This is a genomic window from Streptomyces sp. NPDC051173 (genome assembly GCF_040689515.1).
GTDB lineage: Bacteria > Actinomycetota > Actinomycetes > Streptomycetales > Streptomycetaceae > Streptomyces.
This window is the reverse complement of the sequence record NZ_JBFBBD010000060.1, coordinates 1-21,630: the sequence shown is the minus strand read 5'-3', so window position 1 is coordinate 21,630 and position 21,630 is coordinate 1. Positions and strand designations below refer to the sequence as shown.

The 21,630-nt window shown below is 72.8% G+C and carries 16 protein-coding genes and 1 riboswitch; of the genes, 14 read left to right on the top strand and 2 right to left on the bottom strand.

What is annotated here, in order from left to right:
* The first annotated feature begins 182 nt into the window (after positions 1-182).
* Complete coding sequence (gene mfd, locus AB0435_RS25800) at positions 183-3,767, top strand: transcription-repair coupling factor (RefSeq protein ID WP_366428063.1); 3,585 nt, start codon at positions 183-185, stop codon at positions 3,765-3,767.
* Positions 3,768-3,964: 197 nt separating this feature from the next.
* Here mfd and AB0435_RS25795 read toward each other — a convergent pair whose 3' ends face one another.
* Together AB0435_RS25795 and AB0435_RS25790 are read right to left on the bottom strand one after the other, a co-directional pair.
* Positions 3,965-5,434 (bottom strand): DUF2079 domain-containing protein, encoded by a 1,470-nt coding sequence (locus tag AB0435_RS25795; RefSeq protein ID WP_366006322.1) that lies wholly within the window; start codon positions 5,432-5,434, stop codon positions 3,965-3,967.
* A gap of 208 nt (positions 5,435-5,642) precedes the next feature.
* Positions 5,643-6,359, bottom strand: a complete 717-nt coding sequence (locus tag AB0435_RS25790) for a hypothetical protein (RefSeq protein ID WP_366428062.1) — start codon at positions 6,357-6,359, stop codon at positions 5,643-5,645.
* Positions 6,360-6,542: 183 nt separating this feature from the next.
* Between AB0435_RS25790 and AB0435_RS25785 the strand changes: the two genes are divergently transcribed.
* From AB0435_RS25785 to AB0435_RS25725, 13 genes are all read left to right on the top strand, one after another.
* The gene (locus AB0435_RS25785; RefSeq protein ID WP_366428061.1) at positions 6,543-8,633 is read left to right on the top strand and encodes an N-6 DNA methylase; all 2,091 of its coding nucleotides are present in this window, start codon (positions 6,543-6,545) and stop codon (positions 8,631-8,633) included.
* An 88-nt stretch (positions 8,634-8,721) separates the two neighbouring features.
* Positions 8,722-9,450: a hypothetical protein gene (locus AB0435_RS25780; RefSeq protein WP_366006325.1), complete on the top strand. Its 729-nt coding sequence runs from the start codon at positions 8,722-8,724 to the stop codon at positions 9,448-9,450.
* The gene (locus AB0435_RS25775) at positions 9,447-10,997 is read left to right on the top strand and encodes a serine/threonine-protein kinase (protein WP_366428060.1); all 1,551 of its coding nucleotides are present in this window, start codon (positions 9,447-9,449) and stop codon (positions 10,995-10,997) included. Before AB0435_RS25780 ends, AB0435_RS25775 begins: the two co-directional genes overlap by 4 nt.
* A gap of 125 nt (positions 10,998-11,122) precedes the next feature.
* Positions 11,123-11,737, top strand: coding sequence for a SurA N-terminal domain-containing protein (locus tag AB0435_RS25770; RefSeq protein ID WP_366006327.1), 615 nt, complete (start codon positions 11,123-11,125; stop codon positions 11,735-11,737).
* Between the two features lie 213 nt (positions 11,738-11,950).
* Positions 11,951-13,132: a nucleoside triphosphate pyrophosphohydrolase gene (locus AB0435_RS25765; RefSeq protein ID WP_366428059.1), complete on the top strand. Its 1,182-nt coding sequence runs from the start codon at positions 11,951-11,953 to the stop codon at positions 13,130-13,132.
* 78 nt (positions 13,133-13,210) lie between these two features.
* Positions 13,211-13,642 (top strand): DUF6479 family protein, encoded by a 432-nt coding sequence (locus AB0435_RS25760; RefSeq protein WP_366006329.1) that lies wholly within the window; start codon positions 13,211-13,213, stop codon positions 13,640-13,642.
* A gap of 345 nt (positions 13,643-13,987) precedes the next feature.
* Positions 13,988-15,235, top strand: a complete 1,248-nt coding sequence (locus AB0435_RS25755) for a cytochrome P450 (RefSeq protein ID WP_366006330.1) — start codon at positions 13,988-13,990, stop codon at positions 15,233-15,235.
* 164 nt (positions 15,236-15,399) lie between these two features.
* Positions 15,400-16,452 (top strand): transglycosylase family protein, encoded by a 1,053-nt coding sequence (locus AB0435_RS25750; protein ID WP_366006331.1) that lies wholly within the window; start codon positions 15,400-15,402, stop codon positions 16,450-16,452.
* 260 nt (positions 16,453-16,712) lie between these two features.
* A riboswitch (cyclic di-AMP (ydaO/yuaA leader) is annotated at positions 16,713-16,879 on the top strand.
* Positions 16,880-16,882: 3 nt separating this feature from the next.
* Positions 16,883-17,632, top strand: coding sequence for a transglycosylase family protein (locus AB0435_RS25745; protein WP_366006332.1), 750 nt, complete (start codon positions 16,883-16,885; stop codon positions 17,630-17,632).
* Positions 17,633-18,110: 478 nt separating this feature from the next.
* Complete coding sequence (gene eno, locus AB0435_RS25740; protein WP_366006333.1) at positions 18,111-19,391, top strand: phosphopyruvate hydratase; 1,281 nt, start codon at positions 18,111-18,113, stop codon at positions 19,389-19,391.
* A 127-nt stretch (positions 19,392-19,518) separates the two neighbouring features.
* Entirely contained in the window at positions 19,519-19,992 is a 474-nt protein-coding gene (locus AB0435_RS25735; protein WP_366006334.1) for a septum formation initiator family protein, read from the top strand.
* Positions 19,993-20,069: 77 nt separating this feature from the next.
* Complete coding sequence (locus AB0435_RS25730; protein WP_366006335.1) at positions 20,070-20,600, top strand: DUF501 domain-containing protein; 531 nt, start codon at positions 20,070-20,072, stop codon at positions 20,598-20,600.
* The gene (locus tag AB0435_RS25725; RefSeq protein WP_366006336.1) at positions 20,597-21,538 is read left to right on the top strand and encodes a Ppx/GppA phosphatase family protein; all 942 of its coding nucleotides are present in this window, start codon (positions 20,597-20,599) and stop codon (positions 21,536-21,538) included. The genes AB0435_RS25730 and AB0435_RS25725 overlap by 4 nt, the downstream gene beginning before the upstream one ends.
* Positions 21,539-21,630 lie beyond the last annotated feature (92 nt).

Sequence of the window (21,630 nt, the reverse complement as noted above, 5' to 3'; positions counted from 1 at the left end):
GACGACGATCACCCGCAGAATCGACCACAAGACCCGCCGGACACGGCCTGGCCGCGAGCCGCCCCGGCAGGATCGTTCCGGCGGCCGCTGTCAGCCCCCCGTCGTACGCTGGGACCCAGCCCCGGCCCGTCATCCACGCGTCGGGTCGTTCGCGTTGCCCACCCCCGGGACGGAAGCCCTTCATGAGTCTGCACGGTCTGCTCGACGCCGTCGTCAATGATCCGGCGCTCGCCGAAGCGGTGAAGGCCGCCTCCGACGGTCACCGGCCGCATGTCGATCTGGTGGGTCCGCCCGCCGCGCGGGTCTTCGCCATCGCCGCGCTCGCGCGCCCCCGTAGCCTGAACGGCACGGGCGGTGCCCCCATGACCCGGCGGCCGGTGCTGGCGGTGACCGCCACCGGGCGGGAGGCGGAGGATCTGGCGGCGGCCCTGCGTTCGCTGCTGCCGCCGGACAGTGTCGCGGAGTATCCGGCCTGGGAGACGCTGCCGCACGAGCGGCTGTCGCCGCGTTCGGACACGGTCGGCCGGCGGCTCGCCGTGCTGCGCCGGCTGGCGCACCCGAGCAAGGACGACCCGGCGGCTGGTCCGGTCAGCGTGGTCGTCGCGCCCGTGCGCTCCGTGCTCCAGCCGCAGGTCAAGGGGCTCGGTGACCTGGTGCCCGTCTCGTTGCGCACGGGGCAGAGTGCGGACCTCGGCGAGGTCACGGAGGCACTGGCGGCCGCCGCGTACGCCCGGGTCGAACTGGTCGAGAAGCGCGGCGAGTTCGCGGTTCGCGGCGGCATCCTGGATGTCTTCCCGCCGACGGAGGAGCACCCGCTGCGGGTGGAGTTCTGGGGCGACGACGTCGAGGAGATCCGCTATTTCAAGGTCGCGGACCAGCGGTCCCTGGAGGCCGCCGAGCACGGCCTGTGGGCGCCGCCCTGCCGTGAGCTGCTGCTGACCGACAGCGTGCGCGAGCGGGCCGCCGCGCTCGCGGAGGAGCACCCGGAGCTGGGCGAGCTCCTGGGCAAGATCGCCGAGGGCATCGCCGTGGAGGGCATGGAGTCCCTCGCCCCCGTCCTGGTGGACGACATGGAGCTGCTGCTGGACGTCCTCCCGGCGGGCAGCATGGCCGTCGTCTGCGACCCGGAGCGCGTACGGACCCGGGCGGCCGACCTCGTGGCCACCAGCCAGGAGTTCCTCCAGGCGTCCTGGGCGGCGACCGCGGGCGGCGGCGAGGCGCCGATCGACGTGGACGCGGCCTCCCTGTGGGGCATCGCGGACGTCCGGGACCGGGCGCGCGAGCTGGGCATGATGTGGTGGTCGGTCAGTCCGTTCGCCGCCGATGAGACGTTGGCATATGCCGCTGGCGCGGCGGGGGACGGCGACACGCTCAAGCTGGGCATGCACGCCCCCGAGAGCTACCGCGGCGACACCGCCCGCGCCCTCGCGGACACCAAGGGCTGGCTGGCCGACGGCTGGCGCACGGTCTTCGTCACCGAGGGCCACGGCCCGGCCTCCCGTACGGTCGAGGTGCTGGGCGGCGAGGGCATCGCGGCCCGGCTCGACGCCGACATCGACGGTCTCGCGCCGTCCGTCGTGCACGTCTCCTGCGGCAGCCTCGACAACGGCTTCGTCGACCCCGGCCTGAAGCTCGCCGTGCTCACGGAGACGGACCTCTCCGGCCAGAAGTCCGTGAGCAAGGACCTGGGCCGGATGCCGGTCCGCCGCCGGAAGACCATCGACCCGCTGACGCTCCAGGCCGGTGACTACATCGTCCACGAGTCGCACGGCGTCGGCCGCTACGTCGAGATGGTGCAGCGCACGGTGCAGGGCGCCACCCGCGAGTATCTGCTGGTGGAGTACGCCCCGGCCAAGCGCGGCCAGCCCGGCGACCGGCTCTACATCCCCACCGACCAGCTGGAGCAGGTCACGAAGTACGTCGGCGGGGAGGCGCCCACCCTGCACCGCCTCGGCGGCGCGGACTGGACGAAGACGAAGGCGCGCGCGAAGAAGGCGGTCAAGGAGATCGCCGCCGACCTGATCAAGCTGTATTCGGCGCGCATGGCCGCCCCCGGCCACACCTTCGCCCCGGACACCCCCTGGCAGCGCGAGCTGGAGGACGCCTTCCCCTACGCGGAGACGCCCGATCAGCTCACCACCATCGCCGAGGTCAAGGAGGACATGGAGAAGTCCGTCCCCATGGACCGCCTGATCTGCGGCGACGTCGGCTACGGCAAGACGGAGATCGCGGTCCGCGCGGCCTTCAAGGCGGTGCAGGACGGCAAGCAGGTGGCGGTGCTGGTGCCCACCACGCTGCTGGTGCAGCAGCACTTCGGGACGTTCTCCGAGCGCTACGCCCAGTTCCCGGTCAACGTCCGGGCCCTGTCGCGCTTCCAGACGGACACCGAGGCGAAGGCGGTGCTGGAGGGGCTGCGGGACGGCTCGGTCGACATCGTCATCGGCACGCACCGGCTGTTCTCCTCGGAGACGAAGTTCAAGGACCTCGGCCTGGTCATCGTCGACGAGGAGCAGCGCTTCGGTGTCGAGCACAAGGAGCAGCTGAAGAAGCTGCGGGCCAATGTCGACGTGCTGACGATGTCGGCGACGCCCATTCCCCGCACCCTGGAGATGGCCGTCACGGGTATCCGGGAGATGTCGACGATCACGACCCCGCCGGAGGAGCGGCACCCGGTGCTGACCTTCGTCGGGCCGTACGACCAGAAGCAGATCGGCGCGGCCATCCGGCGCGAGCTGTTGCGCGAGGGCCAGGTCTTCTACATCCACAACCGTGTGGAGTCGATCGACCGGGCGGCCGCGCGGCTGCGGGAGATCGTGCCGGAGGCGCGGATCCAGACGGCGCACGGGCAGATGGGGGAGAGCGCGCTGGAGCAGGTCGTGGTCGACTTCTGGGAGAAGAAGTTCGACGTGCTGGTCTCCACGACGATCGTGGAGTCGGGCATCGACATCTCCAACGCCAACACCCTGATCGTGGAGCGCGGTGACAACTTCGGCCTGTCGCAGCTGCACCAGCTGCGCGGCCGGGTGGGCCGCAGCCGTGAGCGCGGTTACGCCTATTTCCTGTATCCGCCGGAGAAGCCGCTGACCGAGACGGCGCACGAGCGGCTGGCCACCATCGCCCAGCACACGGAGATGGGCGCGGGCATGTACGTGGCGATGAAGGACCTGGAGATCCGCGGCGCGGGCAATCTGCTCGGCGGGGAGCAGTCGGGTCACATCGCGGGCGTCGGCTTCGACCTCTACATCCGCATGGTCGGCGAGGCGGTGGCCGACTACCGCGCGTCGCTGGAGGGCGGTGTGGAGGAGGAGGCGCCGCTGGAGGTGAAGATCGAGCTGCCGGTCGACGCGCACGTCCCGCACGACTACGCGCCGGGTGAGCGGCTGCGCCTGGCGGCGTACCGGGCGATCGCCTCGGCCAACAGCGAGGAGGACGTCCGCGCGGTCCGCGAGGAGCTCACCGACCGCTACGGCAAGCTGCCGGAGCCGGTGGAGAATCTGCTGCTGGTCGCGGGTCTGCGGATGCTGGCGCGCGCGTGCGGCGTCTCGGACATCACGCTCCAGGGCGCGAACGTGCGCTTCGGCCCGGTGGAGCTGCGGGAGTCGCGGGAGCTGCGGCTGAAGCGGCTCTATCCGCGTACGGTCATGAAGCCCGCGACGCAGCAGATCCTGGTGCCGCGCCCGGCGACCCGCCCGATCGGCGGGAAGCCTCTGGTGGGGCGGGAACTGCTGGCGTGGACGGGCGAGTTCCTGACGACGATCCTGGGGTGAGCGGCTAAGGCCTGTCCGGCGGATCTTGTGGTCGGTTCTGCGGGCGGTGTCGCCCGCACCACCGCTGCGCGGCGGTGTCCTCAAGCGCCGGACGGGCTGGATGTGGCTGATGCGGGTGCGCAATCCAGCCCGTGGGGGCACCTCTGGGGGGAGGCAGACGGCCCGCAGAACCGACCACAAGATCCGCCGGACAGGCCCTAAACCCGCTGGAGCACGGCGTAGCCGCCGTCGCTGCCGAGGAGGGCGTAGCGGGCGCCGGGGTGCAGTTTCTCGGCGTCGGCCACGAGGTCGGCGGGCGGTCTGCCGTCGAGGACGTGCTGGGCGACGTAGTCGGGGGTGATGCCGCGGGTGTCGCCGATCCAGAAGACGCGGCAGCGGCCCGCGAGCCGGCTTATGGGGCCCACGTCGGACTCGACGGTGGCGTCGTCGGGTATGCGGGCGAGGAGCTTCTCGGCGGCGTGCACGCTCGCGGGCACGCGGTAGGTCTCGCCCTGGGTGAGGGAGTAGAGCGGCAGCGAGGCGGTGAGCGCGAGCGCCGCGGCGAGGACGGCGCCGGGCAGGTGGTGCGCGTAGGAGCGCAGCCAGGGCCGCCGGTCGCGGCTCGCGCCGGTGAGCGCGTCGGTGAGGGCGATGAAGACGACGGGCATGAGGACGGCGCTGTAGTGCCAGTCGGTGGCCCAGTAGTGCTCGTCGTGGGAGACGAACCGCCAGCCCAGGGTGGGCAGGGCGACGATCAGCACGGGTGAGCGCAGGGCGAGCAGCCCGGTGGTGGGCAGCAGGGTCCACAGCAGGGTGCGCACCGCGGTGTCGAGGGGGATGACGGGGGCGGGGCCGTCGCCGCCCTTGAGCTTGTTCCAGTAGTCGTACGCGCCGCCGCTGTTGAAGGCCGGGATGATCACGCCGAGGGTGAGGGCGGTGGCGGCGAGCCCGAAGGCGAGCAGGCCCACGGCGAGGGCGGTCGCGTGGGTGTCGCGGGTGCCGCCGGTCCGCTTCCGGTCGCCGTGCAGCCGGATCAGGATGAGCGCGCCGATGGCGGCGGCGGTGATGCCGAGGTCCTCCTTGACGAGGACGAGGGGCGCGGCCCACCATGCCGCGGCCCGCCATCGCTTGCGGACGACGGCTTCCAGGGAGAACGCCAGCAGCGGCATGGCGAACGCGATCTCGTGGAAGTCGAAGTCGACGGCCCGCTGGACTCCCCAGGAGAGTCCGTACGCGATGCCGACGGCCAGTCCCCGCTTGCGGCCCAGCAGCCCGGCGGCGAGCCGGGTGACGGGTATCGCGGAGAGGGCGAACAGCGCGGCCTGGACGACGAGCAGGGTGACGGGGGAGGGGAAGAGCCGGTAGAAGGGTGCGACGAGCGCGGTGACCGGGCTGAAGTGGTCGCCGAGGATGTTGGTGCCGGGGCCCTTGAGGTCGGCTATGGGTGCCTGGAGGTGGGCGTAGCCGCGTATCGCCTGTTCGAAGATGCCCAGGTCCCAGGACATGGTGAGCATCCTGCGGTGCCGGCACACGGACAGCGCGGTGAAGAGGACGAAGAGGGTGCCGGCCAGCCAGTACGGGTCGAGCCGGGGTGCGCGCGGGCCGGTGGTGCGGGGGCGGGCGGCGGGTGCTTCCTCGGCCGCGCGCCGGGCGGGTGCCGGTCCGGTGGCGGCTGCGGCCGGGTCCATGCGTGTTCCCTCTTCTTCTCCGGCGGTTTCCTCCCCGGACTTCCCGGGGCCTCAGTGAAGTGTCCAGGATGCCGCGCGCGCCTGTGGCGGCTGCCGGAAAGTTCCGTGCGGGGACCGTCGGGGCGGGGCCGTCCTCCTGGGAAGGACGAGGGGCCGCCGCGTGCGGTTGGCTCCGATCCGGCCGGTCTTGGTGCGGTGCCGCGTGCGGTCAGGCGGTCTTCTTCCAGGCGGCGCAGCCGTTGGTCTTGAAGTACGCGTCCTGGGGGGTGATCGTCACGATGCCGCTGCCGGTGATGTTCTCGTTGGCCTCGATGGAGTCCATGCCGTGCAGGGCGTCCTTGTCGCGCTCCCAGTAGCAGCCGGACTTGTTGCCGTCGGCCTTGTAGGTGCCGGGGGCGATGTCGACGCCGACGCGGTACATGCCGTTGCCGGGGACCTCGCTCTTGGGGGTGCCGCTCTTCTCGTCGGTGACGAGGTTCCAGCCCTTGCAGCCGCGGGTCTTGAAGAGCTTGTCGCCGTCGGCGATGGTCACGTAGGCGGGCCCCACGACGTTGTCGTTGGCGAGGATCGAGTCCATCTCGCCCTTGGAGTCCTTGGCCCGTTCCCAGTAGCAGCCGAGCTTGTTGCCGGTGGAGCGGTAGGTGCCGGGCTTGACGTCCTTGCCGATCTGGTAGGTGCCGCTGCCGGACATGTCGGCCTTCTTCTTGACGCTGTCGCTGTTCTTGTCGGCGCTCTTGTCCGTGGCGTTCCCGGCGTCGGTGCCCTTGCCGGCGGACGCGGCGGTGGGCTTGTCGTCCCCGTCGCCGCCTCCGGCCGCCGCGCTGCCGATGGCGATCACGGCGACGAGGGCGCCGGCGCCGGTGAGCACCTTGTGCCGGGCGAACCAGCTGCGCTGCTTGGGCTGGGGGTGGGCGTGGTGAGCCATCACTGACACCTTTCGGCGTGGGGAAGTTCGTGAACCGATAGGTCAATGACAGCAGAAGCTGTGAACCGAGTCAACAAGATTCACAATGATGGGTCGGTTCACGCCTGTGAAGGGGGGTGCCCCGCCTCCGCGGGTATGCTCGGCACCTCAGCGAATGGCTCGGAGACGATGGGGAGGAGCCCGGTGCCGGACAGCGCAGCCGAGGTGACCGCGGCCGGGATCGCCCGGCTGGCCGGAGTGGGCCGGGCGGCGGTCAGCAACTGGCGGCGCCGCCACGCCGACTTCCCGCAGCCCGTCGGCGGCACCGAGACCAGCCCCGCCTTCGCCCTCGCCGAGGTCGAGGACTGGCTGCGCCGCCAGGGCAAGCTCGCCGAGGTCTCCCCGGAGGAACGGACCTGGCAGCAGCTCACCGGCCACCCCGCAGGAGCGGCCACCGCCCTCCGGCACGCGGGCGCCGTCCTCCTCCTCGTCCGCGACCGGCCCACCACCTGGCTCGGCCTGGCCGCCCTCACCGATCCCGCGCTCGCCGAGGAACTGCCCGCCGCCCTGGACGCCGTGCTCACCGCCCGGCTGGGCCAGGGCCACCCCGTCGCCCTGCCCACCGCCGCCGAACTGGCCGCCTCCACCGCCCTCGTACGCGGCGCCGCCGAACTCGCCGCGCAGCGCGGCGCCGGCGGGGTCTACGAGTTCCTGCTAGGCCGCCACCTCGACGCCAACCCCCGGCAGTACACCCTCACCCCGCAGGGCCCGGCCGAGCTGATGGCCGCCCTCGCCCTGGGCACCGGCACCGGCCGCCGGGAGAAGGGCACCGTCCTCGACCCGGCCTGCGGCACCGGCGGCCTGCTGCACGCGGCGGCGCATCCCGTCGGCGCCCCCGGGGCCGCCGCCGTCCACGGCCAGGAGCTCGACCCCGACCTCGCCGCGCTCACCGCGCTCCGCCTCGCCCTGCACACCGACGCCCCCGTGCGCGTCCACGCGGGCGACAGCCTGCGCGCCGACGCCTTCACCGGGACCGCCGCCGACGCCGTCCTGTGCCACCCGCCCTTCAACGAGCGCAACTGGGGCCACGAGGAGCTGGCCTACGACCCCCGCTGGGAGTACGGCTTCCCCGCCCGCACCGAGTCCGAGCTCGCCTGGGTCCAGCACGCCCTCGCCCGGCTGCGCGACGGCGGCACCGCCGTCCTGCTGATGCCCCCGGCCGCCGCGTCCCGCCGCTCCGGCCGCCGCATCCGCGCCGACCTGCTGCGCCGCGGCGCCCTCCGCGCCGTCGTCGCCCTGCCCGCCGGCGCCGCCCCGCCCTACGGCATCCCCCTGCACCTGTGGGTGCTGCGCCGCCCCGACGCCCGGCAGTCACCCGCCCCGCACGTCCTGCTCGTCGACACCGCGGGCGCCGCGCCCACCGCCGCCGCGGGCCGTGACAAGCTGCCCTGGCAGACGGTGCGGAGCGCCGTGCTCGACGCCTGGGCGGACTTCGACCGCGACGGCACCGTCCCCGAACAGCCCGGCCGCTGCCGCTCCCTGCCCGTCATCGACCTGCTCGACGACGACGTGGACCTCGCCCCCGCCCGCCACCTCCCGCCGCCCGCGCCCGGCGGCGGCACCGCCGAGCTCGCCGACGTCCACGACCGGCTCACCCTCGCCCTGCGCCGCACCGCCGAACTCGCCCCCGGCCGGCCCGCCGACCCCGCGGGACCGGCCCGCTGGCCCACCACCACCGTCGGCGAACTCGCCCGCGCCGGAGCCCTGGTGCTGCGCGCGGGCGGCCCCGGCACCGCGCCTGGCCCCGACGGGACGGCCCCGCCCGTCCTCACCGACCACGACGTGAAATACGGAGGCGCACCCTCCGGCACCCTCCCCGAAGGCCCGGCCGAGGAGCCCGTCCTCCTCCGCCGCGACGACGTCGTCGTGCCCGTGCTCGGCGACGTCACCGCCGCCCGCGTCGTCGACGAGGCCACCGCCGGAGCCGCCCTCGGGCGCGGGCTGTTCCTGCTGCGCACCGACCCCGCCGCCCTCGACCCCTGGTTCCTCGCCGGGTTCCTGCGCGGCACCGCGGGCCGCCGCCAGGCCAGCAGCTACGCCTCCACCGCCACCCGCCTCGACGTCCGCCGCCTCCAGGTGCCCCGCATGCCCGCGGCCGACCAGCGCCGCTACGGCGAACGCTTCCGCGCCGTCGCCGCCTTCGAGGAGGCCCTGCGCCAGGCCGAACGGCTCGGCGAACACCTCGTCCAGGGGCTCTACGACGGGCTGGCGGACGGCACCGTCCGGCCGGAGTGATCTGTCGCACCGTCCGATCCGTACAACTGGGGCGGCCCCGCCGGAGTCGTAGATAGGCTCAGGTACAACCAGGACCCCAGGAGCAGCAATGAACGGCCCAGGCCACACGCCGCCTCGGCGCCCCAGCGGGGCGACAGTGATCACCATCCGGGTGGTCGTCGTCGTGCTCACCGTGTGCACGGTGGGGATCCTGTGCTGGGTCCCGGTGCTCCGGCTCGCCATCGTGCGCCGACGGGCCCGGGACTGGGCGCTGTTCTGGACCGTGCTGGTGGCGTCTGTCGTCCTGCTGTCGATGATGCGCAAGTCCCTGTCCGGCACCGGCTGGGACGACGCGGGGCTGGCCGGCCTGCTGCTCCTCGCCGCGGCCACGCTCACCCTCTACATCCGCACCGACACCAGGATCCAGCGCGAGGCGGACGGCGGCCCGGAGCCCGTGGCGGCACCGGCAGCCCCGGCCGTGCCGTACGGCTACGGCTACCCGCCGCAGCCGTACGGCCCGCACGTCCACCAGCAGCTGACGCAGCCTCAATACGTGATGCCCCTTCAGCCGGGGCCCGCCCCGCGGAACATGGACGAGCCGCGCCACTCCGCCCCCCAGCCCCCGCCCCCGCGCCGCCCCCGGCACGCGCGCCCGCAGCCCACGCCCGAGTCGGCGCAGGCCGTGACCGCGGACCAGGCGCCCCCGCTGCCCGGCCCGCCACAGCCCCCGCCGCGCCCCCACCGGCCCCAGCGCATCGACCAGGTGCGCGCCGAGCTGGACGAACTCAGTGATCTGCTCCGCAGGGAGCCCCGGGACCGCAGGGAGCACGACCGGTGAACGGCCGCGTCATCGCCGGACGCTACGAACTGTCCACCGTCATCGGCCAAGGCGGCATGGGCCAGGTCTGGACCGCCTACGACCGCCGCCTGGACCGCCGCGTCGCCGTGAAGCTGCTGCGCCCCGACCGGATGGCCGGGACCGAGGGCGCCGACGAGATGCGCCGCCGCTTCGTCCGCGAGTGCCGCGTCACCGCGCAGGTCGACCACCGAGGGCTGGTCACCGTCCACGACGCGGGCAGCGACGGCGAGGAGCTCTACCTCGTCATGCAGTACGTCGAGGGCGCCGACCTCGCCGACCACCTCGCCGAGCACGATCCCTACCCCTGGCAGTGGGCCGTCTCGGTGGCCGCGCAGCTGTGCTCGGTGCTCTCCGCCGTGCACGCCGTGCCCATCGTCCACCGCGATCTCAAGCCCCGGAACGTCATGGTCCGCCCGGACGGCTCCGTGCTCGTCCTCGACCTCGGCGTCGCGGCCGTCCTCGACACCGACACCACCCGGCTGACCCGCACCGGCTCACCCATCGGCAGCCCCGCCTACATGGCCCCCGAACAGGCCATGGGCGGCGCGGTCGGCCCGTACACCGACCTCTACGCGCTGGGCGTGCTGCTGCACGAACTCCTCAGCGGCGAGGTCCCGTTCGCCGGATCCACCGCCCTGGGCGTGCTGCACCGCCACCTCTACGAGCCGCCCGTACCCGTACGCAGACTCCGCCCCGAGGTGCCGCAGGCCCTCGAAGAGCTCGTCCTGCGGCTGCTCGCCAAGGACCCGCTGCACCGGCTCGCCGACGCCCAGGAGGCCTACCGGGCCCTCGCCCCGCTGCTGCCCGTGCCGGGCGCGGCGGGCGGCCCGCCGTCCGGGCCGATGAACCCCACCCGCCCCTTCCTCCTGCCGCACGCGCCCTGGCCCGAACGGGCCCCCGCCGCCTCCGCCCCCGCGCAGCCCGCCGCGACCGCGCTCGTCGGCCCGCCGCCCCCGGCCCCCAGCGGCCCCGACGTCGCCGAGGCCGTGGAAGAGGTCAAGCGCCTGCTCGACCAGGGCGGCATCACCCAGGCCGTCGACCTCCTCGGCGCCATCCTCCCGGCCGCCGCGGCGGAACACGGCGAGCGCTCCACGGTCGTCCGGACCCTGCGCAAGCAGTACGCCGCCACCTTGATGGACGACGGGCAGTACCGCCGCGCCCTGCCCGAACTGCGGCTGCTCGCCCAGGAGTACGCGCAGGACAGCGGCCCGCACGCCGCCCGGCAGGTGCTGCGCTTCCAGTACGAGGCCGCCCAGTGCCTGGAGCAACTCGGCGAGGCCGTCGCCGCCCTGACGGAGTACCGCGCGCTGCTCCCGCTCTTCGAGAACCACCCCGACGACCCCGCCACCCCGCTGGAGATCCGCCGCAGGACAGGCCATCTGCTGCTGTCCCTCGGCGACCGGCAGGCCGCGCACGACACGCTCGCCGCCCTCCTCCACGACGCGGAACGGCTGCACGGACCGCACCACCCGCTGCCCGCCGAGATCAGGCACACCCTCCAGTGGCTGGGCCGGGTGCGGGCCTGAAGCAGGTCCCGAACACCTCAACCACCCACGAATCGTTGGTCGTACGGGTGGCCCGGATCACAGGGACTCCCTACCATCGATCACCACCAGGTCCAGGTACCGCACGATCTCTGCCGGGAGGCTCCATGATCCGCCGAAGGACCGCGCTCTCCGTCTCCGCCGTCGCCCTCCTCGCCGCGGCCCCGGCCCTCACCGCCTGCGGCTCCGCCCCGCACCCGGGCGCCGCGGCCGTCGTGGGCAAGGACCGGATCACCGTCACCCAGCTCCAGAGCCAGGTGGCGGACGTACGCGACGCGCAGCGGTCCTCCCCGCAGGGGCAGCAGCTCACGGCCAACAGCGCCCGGCTGGGCCAGGACACCCTCGTCCGGCTCATCCAGTACCGCATCGTCGCCCGGGCCGGCGCGGACAACGGCATCGCCGTCACCCGCCGCGAGCTCCAGGAGCAGCGCGCGGCCGTCGAGCGGGCCAACGGCGGCGCGGACGCGGTGCGCGCCCGCTTCCTGACCCTCGGCATCGCCCCCGACCAGATCGACCAGGCCCTGACGATGGACCTCACACGCGCGAAACTCGACGCGAAGTTCGGGACGGCGCGGACGAACGACATCCTCATGCGGACGTCCGACGCGATGCGGGTCGATGTCAACCCGCGCTACGGCGTCTGGGACGCGAAGCGGGGGACGGCGCAGCCGCTGCAGGAACCGTGGCTGCGCCCGGAGCCTCCGGCTGCGAACCCGGCGTAGCCGCCTGCCGTCTGTCGCCTGCGGCGGGCTTTTTCCCCAGCCCCGCCCCTTCCCGAAACTGGGGCGCGTGCCCCAGGCCCCCGAGCGCGGGTCCGTTGCCGCCTGCGGCGGGGGCGGCCTGCGGCCGCGTCCTCAATCGCCGGACGGGCTGGATGGTGCGGACCGTAGCCAGCGAAATCAGCCCGTCCGGCGATTGAGGACAACGCGCGAAGCGTGTTGCGGGGTCTGGGGGCTTGCCCCCAGTTTCGGGAAGGGGCGGGTAGGGGAAAAGCCCGCCGCAGGCGGCCGCGCACCCGCCCCAAGGGCCCGCGGCGGAGCCGCACATCAGACGCAGCCGGGAAGGGGCGGGGCTGGGGAAGAAGCCCGCCGCAGGCGGAAGCCACCCCCACCGGCCCCACGAACCGCCCCCGCGCGAAGCGTACGCTCGACACCGTGAACGACTCCGGCCGCATCATCCTGCTCACGACCAGCCACCGCGTAGCCCCCGGCCTCCTCTCCTGGCCCGCCTGGGAGGCTCTGCGCACAGCCGATCGCGTGCTCTGCGCCGACCCCGCCCACCCGCAGCTCCCCTATCTCAGGGAAGCCGGCGTCGAGGTGGAGCACGCCACCGCCACCGCCCGCGAGCTCGTGGACCACTGCGTGGCGGGCGGCGGCCGGGACGTCGTCGTCCTCACCACCGCCGAGGGCGACTCCGCGCTCACCGACGGCCTGGCCCGGCTCGCCGGCTCCGGGCGCGAGGACATGCCGGCGCTGGAGCTGCTCCCCGGCGCGTACGACCTGCCCGGCGCCCGGCTCCTCGACCTCGTGCAGGTCATGGACCGGATCCGGGCCGCCTGCCCGTGGACCGGCATCCGCACCCACGAGGACCTCGCGAAGTACGGGCTGGAGGAGATGTACGAGCTCCTGGAGGCCATCGAGACCGGCGACCGGGAAGCGCTGCGCGAGGAGCTCGGCGACGTGCTGCTCCAGGTCGTCTTCCATGCGCGGATCGCCCAGGACGACCCCGACGAGCCGTTCTCCGTCGACGACGTGGCGGGCACGATCGTCGACAAGCTCGTCCACCGCCACCCGCACGTCTTCGGCGACGAGAGCGCCGAGACCCCGGAGGACGTCAAGGCGCACTGGCTGCGGACGAAGGCGGACGAGAAGCGCCGCGACTCGGTCACCGAGGGCGTCCCGCTGGGGCAGCCCGCCCTCGCCCTCGCCGCGAAGCTGGCCTCCCGGGTCCGTACGGAGGGCATCGGCGTCACCCTCCCGTCCGGCGACGGCGTCGGCTACGAACTGCTGGCCCTGGCGGCCCGCGCCGAAGCGGACGGCGTGGACCCGGAGACGGCCCTGCGAGCGGCGGCCCGCACCTACCGCGACGCGATCCGCGCGGCGGAGCGCGCCGGGTGACACCGGGCCCAGGGCGCCTGGACACCCGTTCGGCCTAGATGTCGACTTGTCCTGGGGGTCGGCGGGTACCCGAGTTCCATGCGCATCGAGTACACCGACCTCGCCGCCCCCGACTGGCTCGGGGGCATCGTCCAGTTCATCGTCGGCATCTGCGTCGTCGCCCTGCTGATCCTGGCCGTCGTCTACGGCTTCCGGAAGCGCGACAAGGAGCCACCCCCGCCGTCCCAGCCCCAGCGGCGCTCGGGCGCCTGGCAGACACGTCAGGAACACGACACGGGCCCGGAGTCGCCCGACCACGGGCCGGGGCACAACGACGAGAACGGCGTGATCGGCTACGTCACCGAACACCGCGAATCCGACAAACTCCTCCCCGAGGCGGACGGGGAACGCGTCCTCCCGCACGAGGTGCGGAACCCCGGCAGCCACGCCGAGGAACTCACCGAGGAACGCAAGAAGTGGAACCCGGGCGGCAGCGGCGGCTTCGGCAGCGGCGGCGGAGGCCACACGTAGGCCCTGCCGGGCGTGTCCTCAATCGCCGGACGGGCTGGGTGGTGCGGACCGTAGCCAGCGCAGTCAGCCCGTCCGGCGTTTGAGGACAACGCGCGAAGCGTGTTGCTGGGGGTCTGGGGCGCAGCCCCGGTTTCGGGAAGGGGCGGGGTAGGGGAACAAAGCGCCGCAGGCGCAACCCGGCCCGCAGTCGTGGGGGGGCTGGGGCGCAGCCCCCCACGCGGCGGAGCCGCACATCAGACGCAGCCGGGAAGGGGCGGGGCTGGGGAGAAAGCCCGCCGCAGGCGCCGGGCCGACCCGTGGTCGTCGGGACAGGCCGCCCCCACCCACCCGGTAGCGTCAGCAGACGTGCACGAGAACCAAACCGCCATCCCCACCCTCTTCACCTGGGAATTCGCCGCAGACCCGTACCCCACGTACGCCTGGCTCCGCGAGAACGCCCCCGTCCACCGCACCGCGCTCCCCAGCGGCGTGGACGCCTGGCTGGTGACCCGCTACGCCGACGCCCGGCAGGCGCTCGCCGACCAGCGGCTGTCGAAGAACCCCGTGCACCACAGCGAGTCCGCGCACGGCAAGGGGAAGGTCGGCATCCCGGGCGAGCGCAGCGCCAATCTGATGACGCACCTGCTCAACATCGACCCGCCGGACCACACCCGGCTGCGCCGGCTCGTGTCCAAGGCGTTCACGCCGGGGCGGGTCGCCGAGTTCGCGCCGCGCGTCCAGGAGCTGACCGACGGGCTCATCGACGACTTCTGCGCGAGGGGGAGCGCCGACCTCATCCACGAGTTCGCCTTTCCCCTCCCCATCTATGCGATCTGCGACCTGCTCGGTGTGCCGGCCGAGGACCAGGACGACTTCCGCGACTGGGCGGGCATGATGATCCGCCACGGCGGCGGCCCGCGCGGCGGCGTCGCCCGCGCGGTGAAGAAGATGCGCACCTATCTGGCGGAACTGATCCACCGAAAGCGGGAGAACCCCGGCGAGGATCTGATTTCTGGTCTGATCCGGGCAAGTGACCACGGCGAGCACCTCACCGAGAACGAGGCCGCGGCCATGGCCTTCATCCTGCTCTTTGCGGGTTTCGAAACAACTGTGAACCTGATCGGTAACGGTGTCCACGCCCTCCTGCGCAATCCGGAGCAGCGCGCGCGGCTCCAACTGGCCCTCGCCGAAGGGGACGAGAGCCTGCTCGCCACCGGTGTGGAGGAACTGCTGCGGTACGACGGCCCGGTGGAGCTCGCCACCTGGCGGTTCGCCAAGCAGGAGCTGACGATCGGCGGTCAGCGCATCGCCGAGGGGGACCCCGTGCTCGTGGTCCTCGCGGCCGCCGACCGGGACCCGGAACGGTTCGCCGAGCCCGACACCCTCGACCTCTCCCGGTCCGACAACCAGCACCTCGGATACGGGCACGGAATCCACTACTGCCTGGGCGCCCCGCTGGCCCGGCTGGAGGGCAGGACCGCGCTCGCGACACTGCTGCGGCGCCTCCCTGACCTGCGGCTTTCTGTCGATCCTGAGGAGTTGCGGTGGCGCGGCGGGCTCATCATGCGCGGACTGCGCACGCTGCCGGTCGAGTTCGAGACACGCGCCGGGTGACCCTGCGTCAACTGTCGTGACCACCGCGTGACCTGCGCTACACCGGCTTGTGACTCGTGGGGCCGGTGGCTATGTTCGACCACCATATTCGCCGTCACACGAGAGGCCATCGCATGCGCTCCGGGAACGGTCGACATCGTCGCCCCCGTCAGGTACCCGCCGTCGTGGTCGCAGCGGGGGTGACGGGGTCCGCCCTCGCCATGCCGCTGCTCGCGGCCACCGGCGCCAACGCCGCCGACGCCCCCACGTGGGACCGCGTCGCCCAGTGCGAGAGCGGCGGGACGTGGAGCACCAACTCCGGCAACGGCTCCTACGGCGGTCTGCAGATGACCCAGGAGCTGTGGGAGCAGTACGGGGGCCGCGCGTACGCGCCGCGCCCCGACCTCGCCAGCCGGCAGCAGCAGATCGCCGTCGCCGAGCAGGTCCTGAACGCCGGCGCGAGCCCCTGGCAGGCGTGCGGCTCCGCCGCGGGCCTCGCCAAGGACGGCAAGGCTCCGGAAGTGACCCCCGGCAGCACCAAGGCGCCGACGGACGACGCGCCCGCGCCGCGTGCACCGGAGCGCACTCCCTCCGCACCCGCGACGGGCGGCTCCGCGCCGTCGGACTCCACCGCTTCCCCGGCTGCCCCGGCCTCACCGTCGGCAAACCCGGACGCGAAGCCTTCTCCCGGGACCCCTTCGCCCTCCGCGGGCGACAGGGACGGGAAGCCCGAAGGCGGCAAGCACCGCAAGGACCCGAGCGGCCCCACGAGCGGCCCGGCGAACAGTCCCACGACCGGCCCGACAACCGGACCCACGGGCGACCCCACCGAAATCCCCACGTCGGGCGCGCCGTCCACGCAGAAGCCCGCCGACCCGTCCACCGGCACACCGGCGCCCGCGGACTCCGCGTCCCCGCACGCGCCGTCCACCGACAGCCCGGAGACCGGCTCCGGTCAGGGTTCCGGCCAGGGTTCCGGTTCGGGCTCGGGCAAGCACCGTGCCGAGCCGCCGCGTTCGGGCGACGAGGGCCGTGCCTCGCGCGGCGGTGGCGACGCCCGTACGGACAAGCCCGCCGCCGGGGACTACACGGTGCGGCCCGGTGACAATCTGTCAGTCATCGCGGAGGCTCACTCCGTTAACGGTGGATGGCAATCGCTGTACCAGCGCAACGAGAAAGTTGTCGGTTCCGATCCCGATCTGATCCTTCCTGGTCAGCGGCTTGAGGTCGGCAAATAGCCCGACAGTTCGGGGGGAATGTCCGTTCCAGTCGAAAGTGAGACATGGGTCTCGTTGAAGTTCCGCGGAACGGTCCCCTCCAAAACTTGGCACACCCGCTCCCACCTGCGGAAATGTCAGGTTTCTATGGGTAACAAGAGGCAACTGTGGCTGGAAAGAGGGGTTTGAACCCGTCGGCCCGGAGTGCTTACCGTCATGACCGCTCGCCACCGCGAGCACCACGGTCGCCACGCCGAATCCTGCCGGCGACCGGCGGAGTCGTCGCGCAAGCGCCGTAGGCAGGAGCGGGGGAACCAAGGTAGGCGCCGGAACGGTCCGCTGGGACCGGGACGGCTTGGGGTGAAGCCGAGTGTGCTCGCACACGAGGCCGGGCGAACTCACAGCCCGAACCCGACAGCTCACCTCGTAGGCGTCGGTGAGGAAACGACTCATGTCCAAGGGCAAGCACCGTCGTCCGTCCAAGGCCGTCCGCATCGTCACGCTCGCCGGTGTCACCGGCGCCGCGGTCGCGGCCCCGCTGATGATCGCGACCTCCGCGAACGCCGCCTCCGTCTCCACCTGGGACAAGGTCGCCCAGTGCGAGTCCGGCGGTAACTGGTCCATCAACACCGGCAACGGCTACTACGGCGGCCTGCAGTTCTCGCAGTCCTCCTGGAACGCCGCCGGCGGTCAGAGCTACGCCGACCGAGCCGACCACGCCAGCAAGTCCCAGCAGATCGCCGTCGCCGAGAAGCTCCTCGCCATGCAGGGCCCCGGTGCCTGGGGCTGTGCCGGCGCGGGCAACCTGAGCTCCGGTGGCGCGAAGGCCGACGTCGACACCTCCGACGACTCGTCCTCCGCCTCGCACGGCACCTCCACCAAGTCGCACGCCGACCGCAGCGAGCGCCAGGCCGCGCCGAAGAAGACCGCCCCGAAGCACGCCGCTCCGCAGGCGCAGAGCTCCGACGAGGACGAGTCCGAGGCCGCCCCGGCCCCGAAGCAGACCGCGCCGAAGCACGCCGCCCCGAAGCCCGTGCAGAAGGGCGACGGCGAGTACGAGGTCAAGGAAGGCGACACCCTCGGCAAGATCGCCGACGCCAACAAGGTCAAGGGTGGCTGGGAGAAGCTCTACGACCTCAACAAGGACGTCGTCGACAACGCGGACCTGATCTTCCCGGGCCAGCAGCTGCACCTCAGCTGATCCGGTGGGTGCGGTGGCTCACGCCGCACCCGTACCGCGCACGGCGACACCGCCCCGCTCCGACGCGAACCCCGAGCCGCGCCGGAGCGGGGCTCTGTCTTTCCGCGGGCTCGGCCCCCGGGCCCCCAGACCCCCGAAGCACGCTTCGCTACGGTCCGCACGATTCAGCCCGTCCGGCGTTTGAGGACGTGGCCGCAGGCCGCTCCCGCCGCAGGCGGCAACAGACCGGTAGCCGGGGGTCTGGGGCACGCGCCCCAGTTCGGGAAGGGGCGGGGTGGGGAACGAGCCCGCCGCAGGCGGAAAAGCAAACCCGCACCCAAGCCCGGCCCACTTCATCGCTCAGCGAACACCATTCGCCCCATTACCTCGCCACTTGCTCCAAATTTCCGGCCGTGGGGCGTCCCGACGGCAGGGTGAGCCCCCGCCGCCCGTTAGGCTCGTGCTCGCAGAACTCCAGACACACACGAAGGAGACCCTCGTGCCGTCCATCGACGTCGTCGTAGCTCGCGAGATCCTCGACTCGCGAGGCAACCCCACGGTCGAGGTCGAGGTCGGCCTCGACGACGGCTCCACGGGCCGTGCCGCCGTGCCGTCCGGTGCCTCGACCGGTGCCTTCGAGGCCATCGAGCTCCGTGACGGTGACAAGAACCGTTACCTCGGCAAGGGCGTCGAGAAGGCCGTGCTGGCCGTCATCGAGCAGATCGGCCCGGAGCTCGTCGGCTACGACGCCACCGAGCAGCGCCTGATCGACCAGGCCATGTTCGACCTGGACGCCACCGAGAACAAGGGCTCGCTCGGCGCCAACGCCATCCTCGGCGTCTCCCTCGCCGTGGCGCACGCCGCGTCCGAGGCCTCCGACCTGCCGCTGTTCCGCTACCTGGGCGGCCCGAACGCGCACCTGCTGCCCGTTCCGATGATGAACATCCTCAACGGTGGGTCGCACGCCGACTCCAACGTGGACATCCAGGAGTTCATGATCGCTCCGATCGGCGCGGAGTCCTTCTCCGAGGCCCTGCGCTGGGGCGCCGAGGTCTACCACACCCTCAAGTCCGTGCTGAAGGCCAAGGGCCTGTCCACCGGCCTCGGCGACGAGGGCGGCTTCGCCCCGAACCTGGGCTCCAACCGCGAGGCCCTCGACCTCATCCTCGAGGCCATCAAGCAGGCCGGTTACACCCCCGGCCAGGACATCGCGCTCGCCCTGGACGTCGCCGCCTCCGAGTTCTACAAGGACGGCTCGTACAACTTCGAGGGCAAGTCCCGCTCGGCCTCCGAGATGACGGACTACTACGCCGAGCTCGTCGCCGCGTACCCGCTGGTCTCCATCGAGGACCCGCTGTTCGAGGACGACTGGGACGGCTGGAAGACCCTCACCGGCCGCCTCGGCGACAAGGTGCAGATCGTCGGCGACGACCTGTTCGTCACCAACCCCGAGCGCCTCGGCCGCGGCATCGAGGAGGGCGCCGCCAACGCCCTGCTGGTCAAGGTCAACCAGATCGGCTCGCTGACCGAGACCCTCGACGCCGTCGAGCTGGCCCAGCGCAACGGCTTCAAGTGCATGATGTCGCACCGCTCCGGCGAGACCGAGGACGTCACCATCGCCGACCTCGCCGTCGCCACCAACTGCGGCCAGATCAAGACCGGTGCCCCGGCCCGCTCCGAGCGCGTCGCGAAGTACAACCAGCTGCTGCGCATCGAGGAGATCCTCGACGACGCCGCGGTCTACGCGGGCCGCAGCGCCTTCCCGCGCTTCAAGGGCTGACACCCGCCGGGGGCCGAAACCCCCGGGTGATATCCACAGCCTCACCACGTCCCCGGCCACGGTCCCGTACCGTGGCCGGGGACGTACGTTCGTCAACGAGGCTGTCGAGGGACCACGGGGAGGCGAAGTGGCGGGCGACCGGTTCTCGACCGCGGCCAGACTCAAGGCGCTGGTGCGGGGCCCGCGGGCCCGGGTGTACCGCGCGCGGACCCGCCGCCGCGGCAGGCTCACCGGGCGCGCGGCGCTGCTCGCGCTCGTCGTCTGCTCCCTGGTCGTCGCCCTCGCCTATCCCATGCGCCAATGGGTCACCCAGCGCTCGGACATCGCCGGCCAGCGCCAGCGCACCGAGCAGGCCCGCAAGCAGGTGCAGCGGCTGCTGGACGAGAAGGCGCGCCTGGAGGACCCGGCGTACGTCGAGCAGCAGGCCCGTGAGCACCTGCACTACCTCCGCCCCGGCGAGACCGGCTACAGCGTGGTCGACGGCAGCGCCGCCGCCCGGCGGCCCAAGGACCAGGGTGCCGCCGACCGGCCCTGGTACAGCAACCTCTGGGACGGCGTGGACCAGGCCGACGCCTCGGACGCCCCGGGCGCCGGCCGCTGACCGCGTCCCCTCCCATCGGGCTTCCCCCCCACCGAGCTTCACCGAGACCTCCATCGAGACCGAGTACGAGCGAGCACATGGACACCCCTCCTCCGAAGACCGAGCCCACCGAGCCCACCGACGCGGACATCGCGGCGTTCAAGGAGCAGCTGGGCCGCCCGCCGCGCGGGCTGCGCGCCATCGCCCACCGCTGCCCGTGCGGCAACCCCGACGTCGTCGAGACCCAGCCGCGGCTGGAGGACGGCACGCCCTTCCCGACGCTCTTCTACCTGACCTGCCCGCGCGCGGCCTCCGCGATCGGCACGCTGGAGGCGGACGGCGTCATGAAGGAGATGACGGAGCGTCTGAAGACCGACCCGGAGCTCGCCGCGGCGTACGAGAAGGCGCACGAGGACTACATCACGCGCCGTGACGCGATCGAGGTCCTGGAGGGCTTCCCCAGCGCCGGCGGCATGCCGGACCGCGTCAAGTGCCTGCACGTGCTCGTGGGCCACTCGCTGGCCGCCGGCCCGGGCGTCAACCCGCTGGGCGACGAGGCGATCGCCATGCTCCCCGAGTGGTGGGCCAAGGGCCCGTGCGTCAGCCCGTGCGGGGGCGAGGAGAAGTGACCCGCGTAGCCGCCGTCGACTGCGGCACGAACTCCATCCGGCTGCTCGTCGCCGACCTCGACCCGGTGACCGGTGAGCTCACCGAGCTGGACCGGCGGATGCGGATCGTCCGGCTCGGCCAGGGCGTGGACCGCACGGGCCGGCTGGCGGAGGAGGCGCTGGAGCGCACGTTCGCCGCGTGCCGGGAGTACGCGGAGGTGATCCGCGACCTGAAGGCCGAGCGGACCCGCTTCGTGGCGACCTCCGCGTCCCGCGACGCGGAGAACCGCGAGGAGTTCGTGCGCGGGATCGTGGAGATCCTGGGCGTGGAGCCCGAGGTGATCAGCGGTGACCAGGAGGCGGAGTTCTCCTTCACCGGCGCGACCAGGGAGCTCGCCGGCCGCGCCGACCTGGACAGGCCGTTCCTGGTCGTGGACATCGGCGGCGGCTCCACGGAGTTCGTCGTCGGCGACGCCCACGTCCGGGCTGCGCGCAGCGTGGACGTCGGCTGCGTCCGCATGACCGAGCGTCACCTCGCGGCGGACGGCGCGCTCGTCGACCCCCCGTCGGCCGACGGGCTCGCCGCGATACGGGCCGACGTCGAGGCGGCGCTGGACCTCGCGGAGGAGACGGTGCCGCTGCGCGAGGCGCGCACCCTCGTCGGCCTGGCCGGGTCGGTCACCACGGTCGCGGCCATCGCGCTGGGGCTGCCGGAGTACGACTCGGAGGCGGTCCACCACGCGCGGATCTCCCTGGAGCGGGTCCGGGAGATCACCGACATGCTGCTGACGTCGACGCACGAGCAGCGCGAGGCGATCCCGGTGCTGCACCCGGGCCGTATCGACGTGATCGCGGCGGGCGCGCTGGTGCTCCGCTCGGTGATGGAGCGGGCGGGCGCCCAGGAGGTCGTGGTGAGCGAGCACGACATCCTGGACGGCATCGCGTGGAGCGTCGCCTGAGAGGCCGCCGAAGGGTCGCGCAGGGGGTCTGCCGGACGAGCCGTCCACGGAGTGCCGGAAGACCGTTCCGGCCACCGTCGAGAAGACCGAGA

Coding starts and splice junctions, on each gene's coding strand:
- mfd (WP_366428063.1), top strand. CDS start 183: ATGAGTCTGCACGGTCTGCTCGACGCCGTCGTCAATGATCCGGCGCTC.
- AB0435_RS25795 (WP_366006322.1), bottom strand. CDS start 5,434: ATGGACCCGGCCGCAGCCGCCACCGGACCGGCACCCGCCCGGCGCGCG.
- AB0435_RS25790 (WP_366428062.1), bottom strand. CDS start 6,359: ATGGCTCACCACGCCCACCCCCAGCCCAAGCAGCGCAGCTGGTTCGCC.
- AB0435_RS25780 (WP_366006325.1), top strand. CDS start 8,722: ATGAACGGCCCAGGCCACACGCCGCCTCGGCGCCCCAGCGGGGCGACA.
- AB0435_RS25770 (WP_366006327.1), top strand. CDS start 11,123: ATGATCCGCCGAAGGACCGCGCTCTCCGTCTCCGCCGTCGCCCTCCTC.
- AB0435_RS25760 (WP_366006329.1), top strand. CDS start 13,211: ATGCGCATCGAGTACACCGACCTCGCCGCCCCCGACTGGCTCGGGGGC.
- AB0435_RS25745 (WP_366006332.1), top strand. CDS start 16,883: ATGTCCAAGGGCAAGCACCGTCGTCCGTCCAAGGCCGTCCGCATCGTC.
- AB0435_RS25730 (WP_366006335.1), top strand. CDS start 20,070: ATGGACACCCCTCCTCCGAAGACCGAGCCCACCGAGCCCACCGACGCG.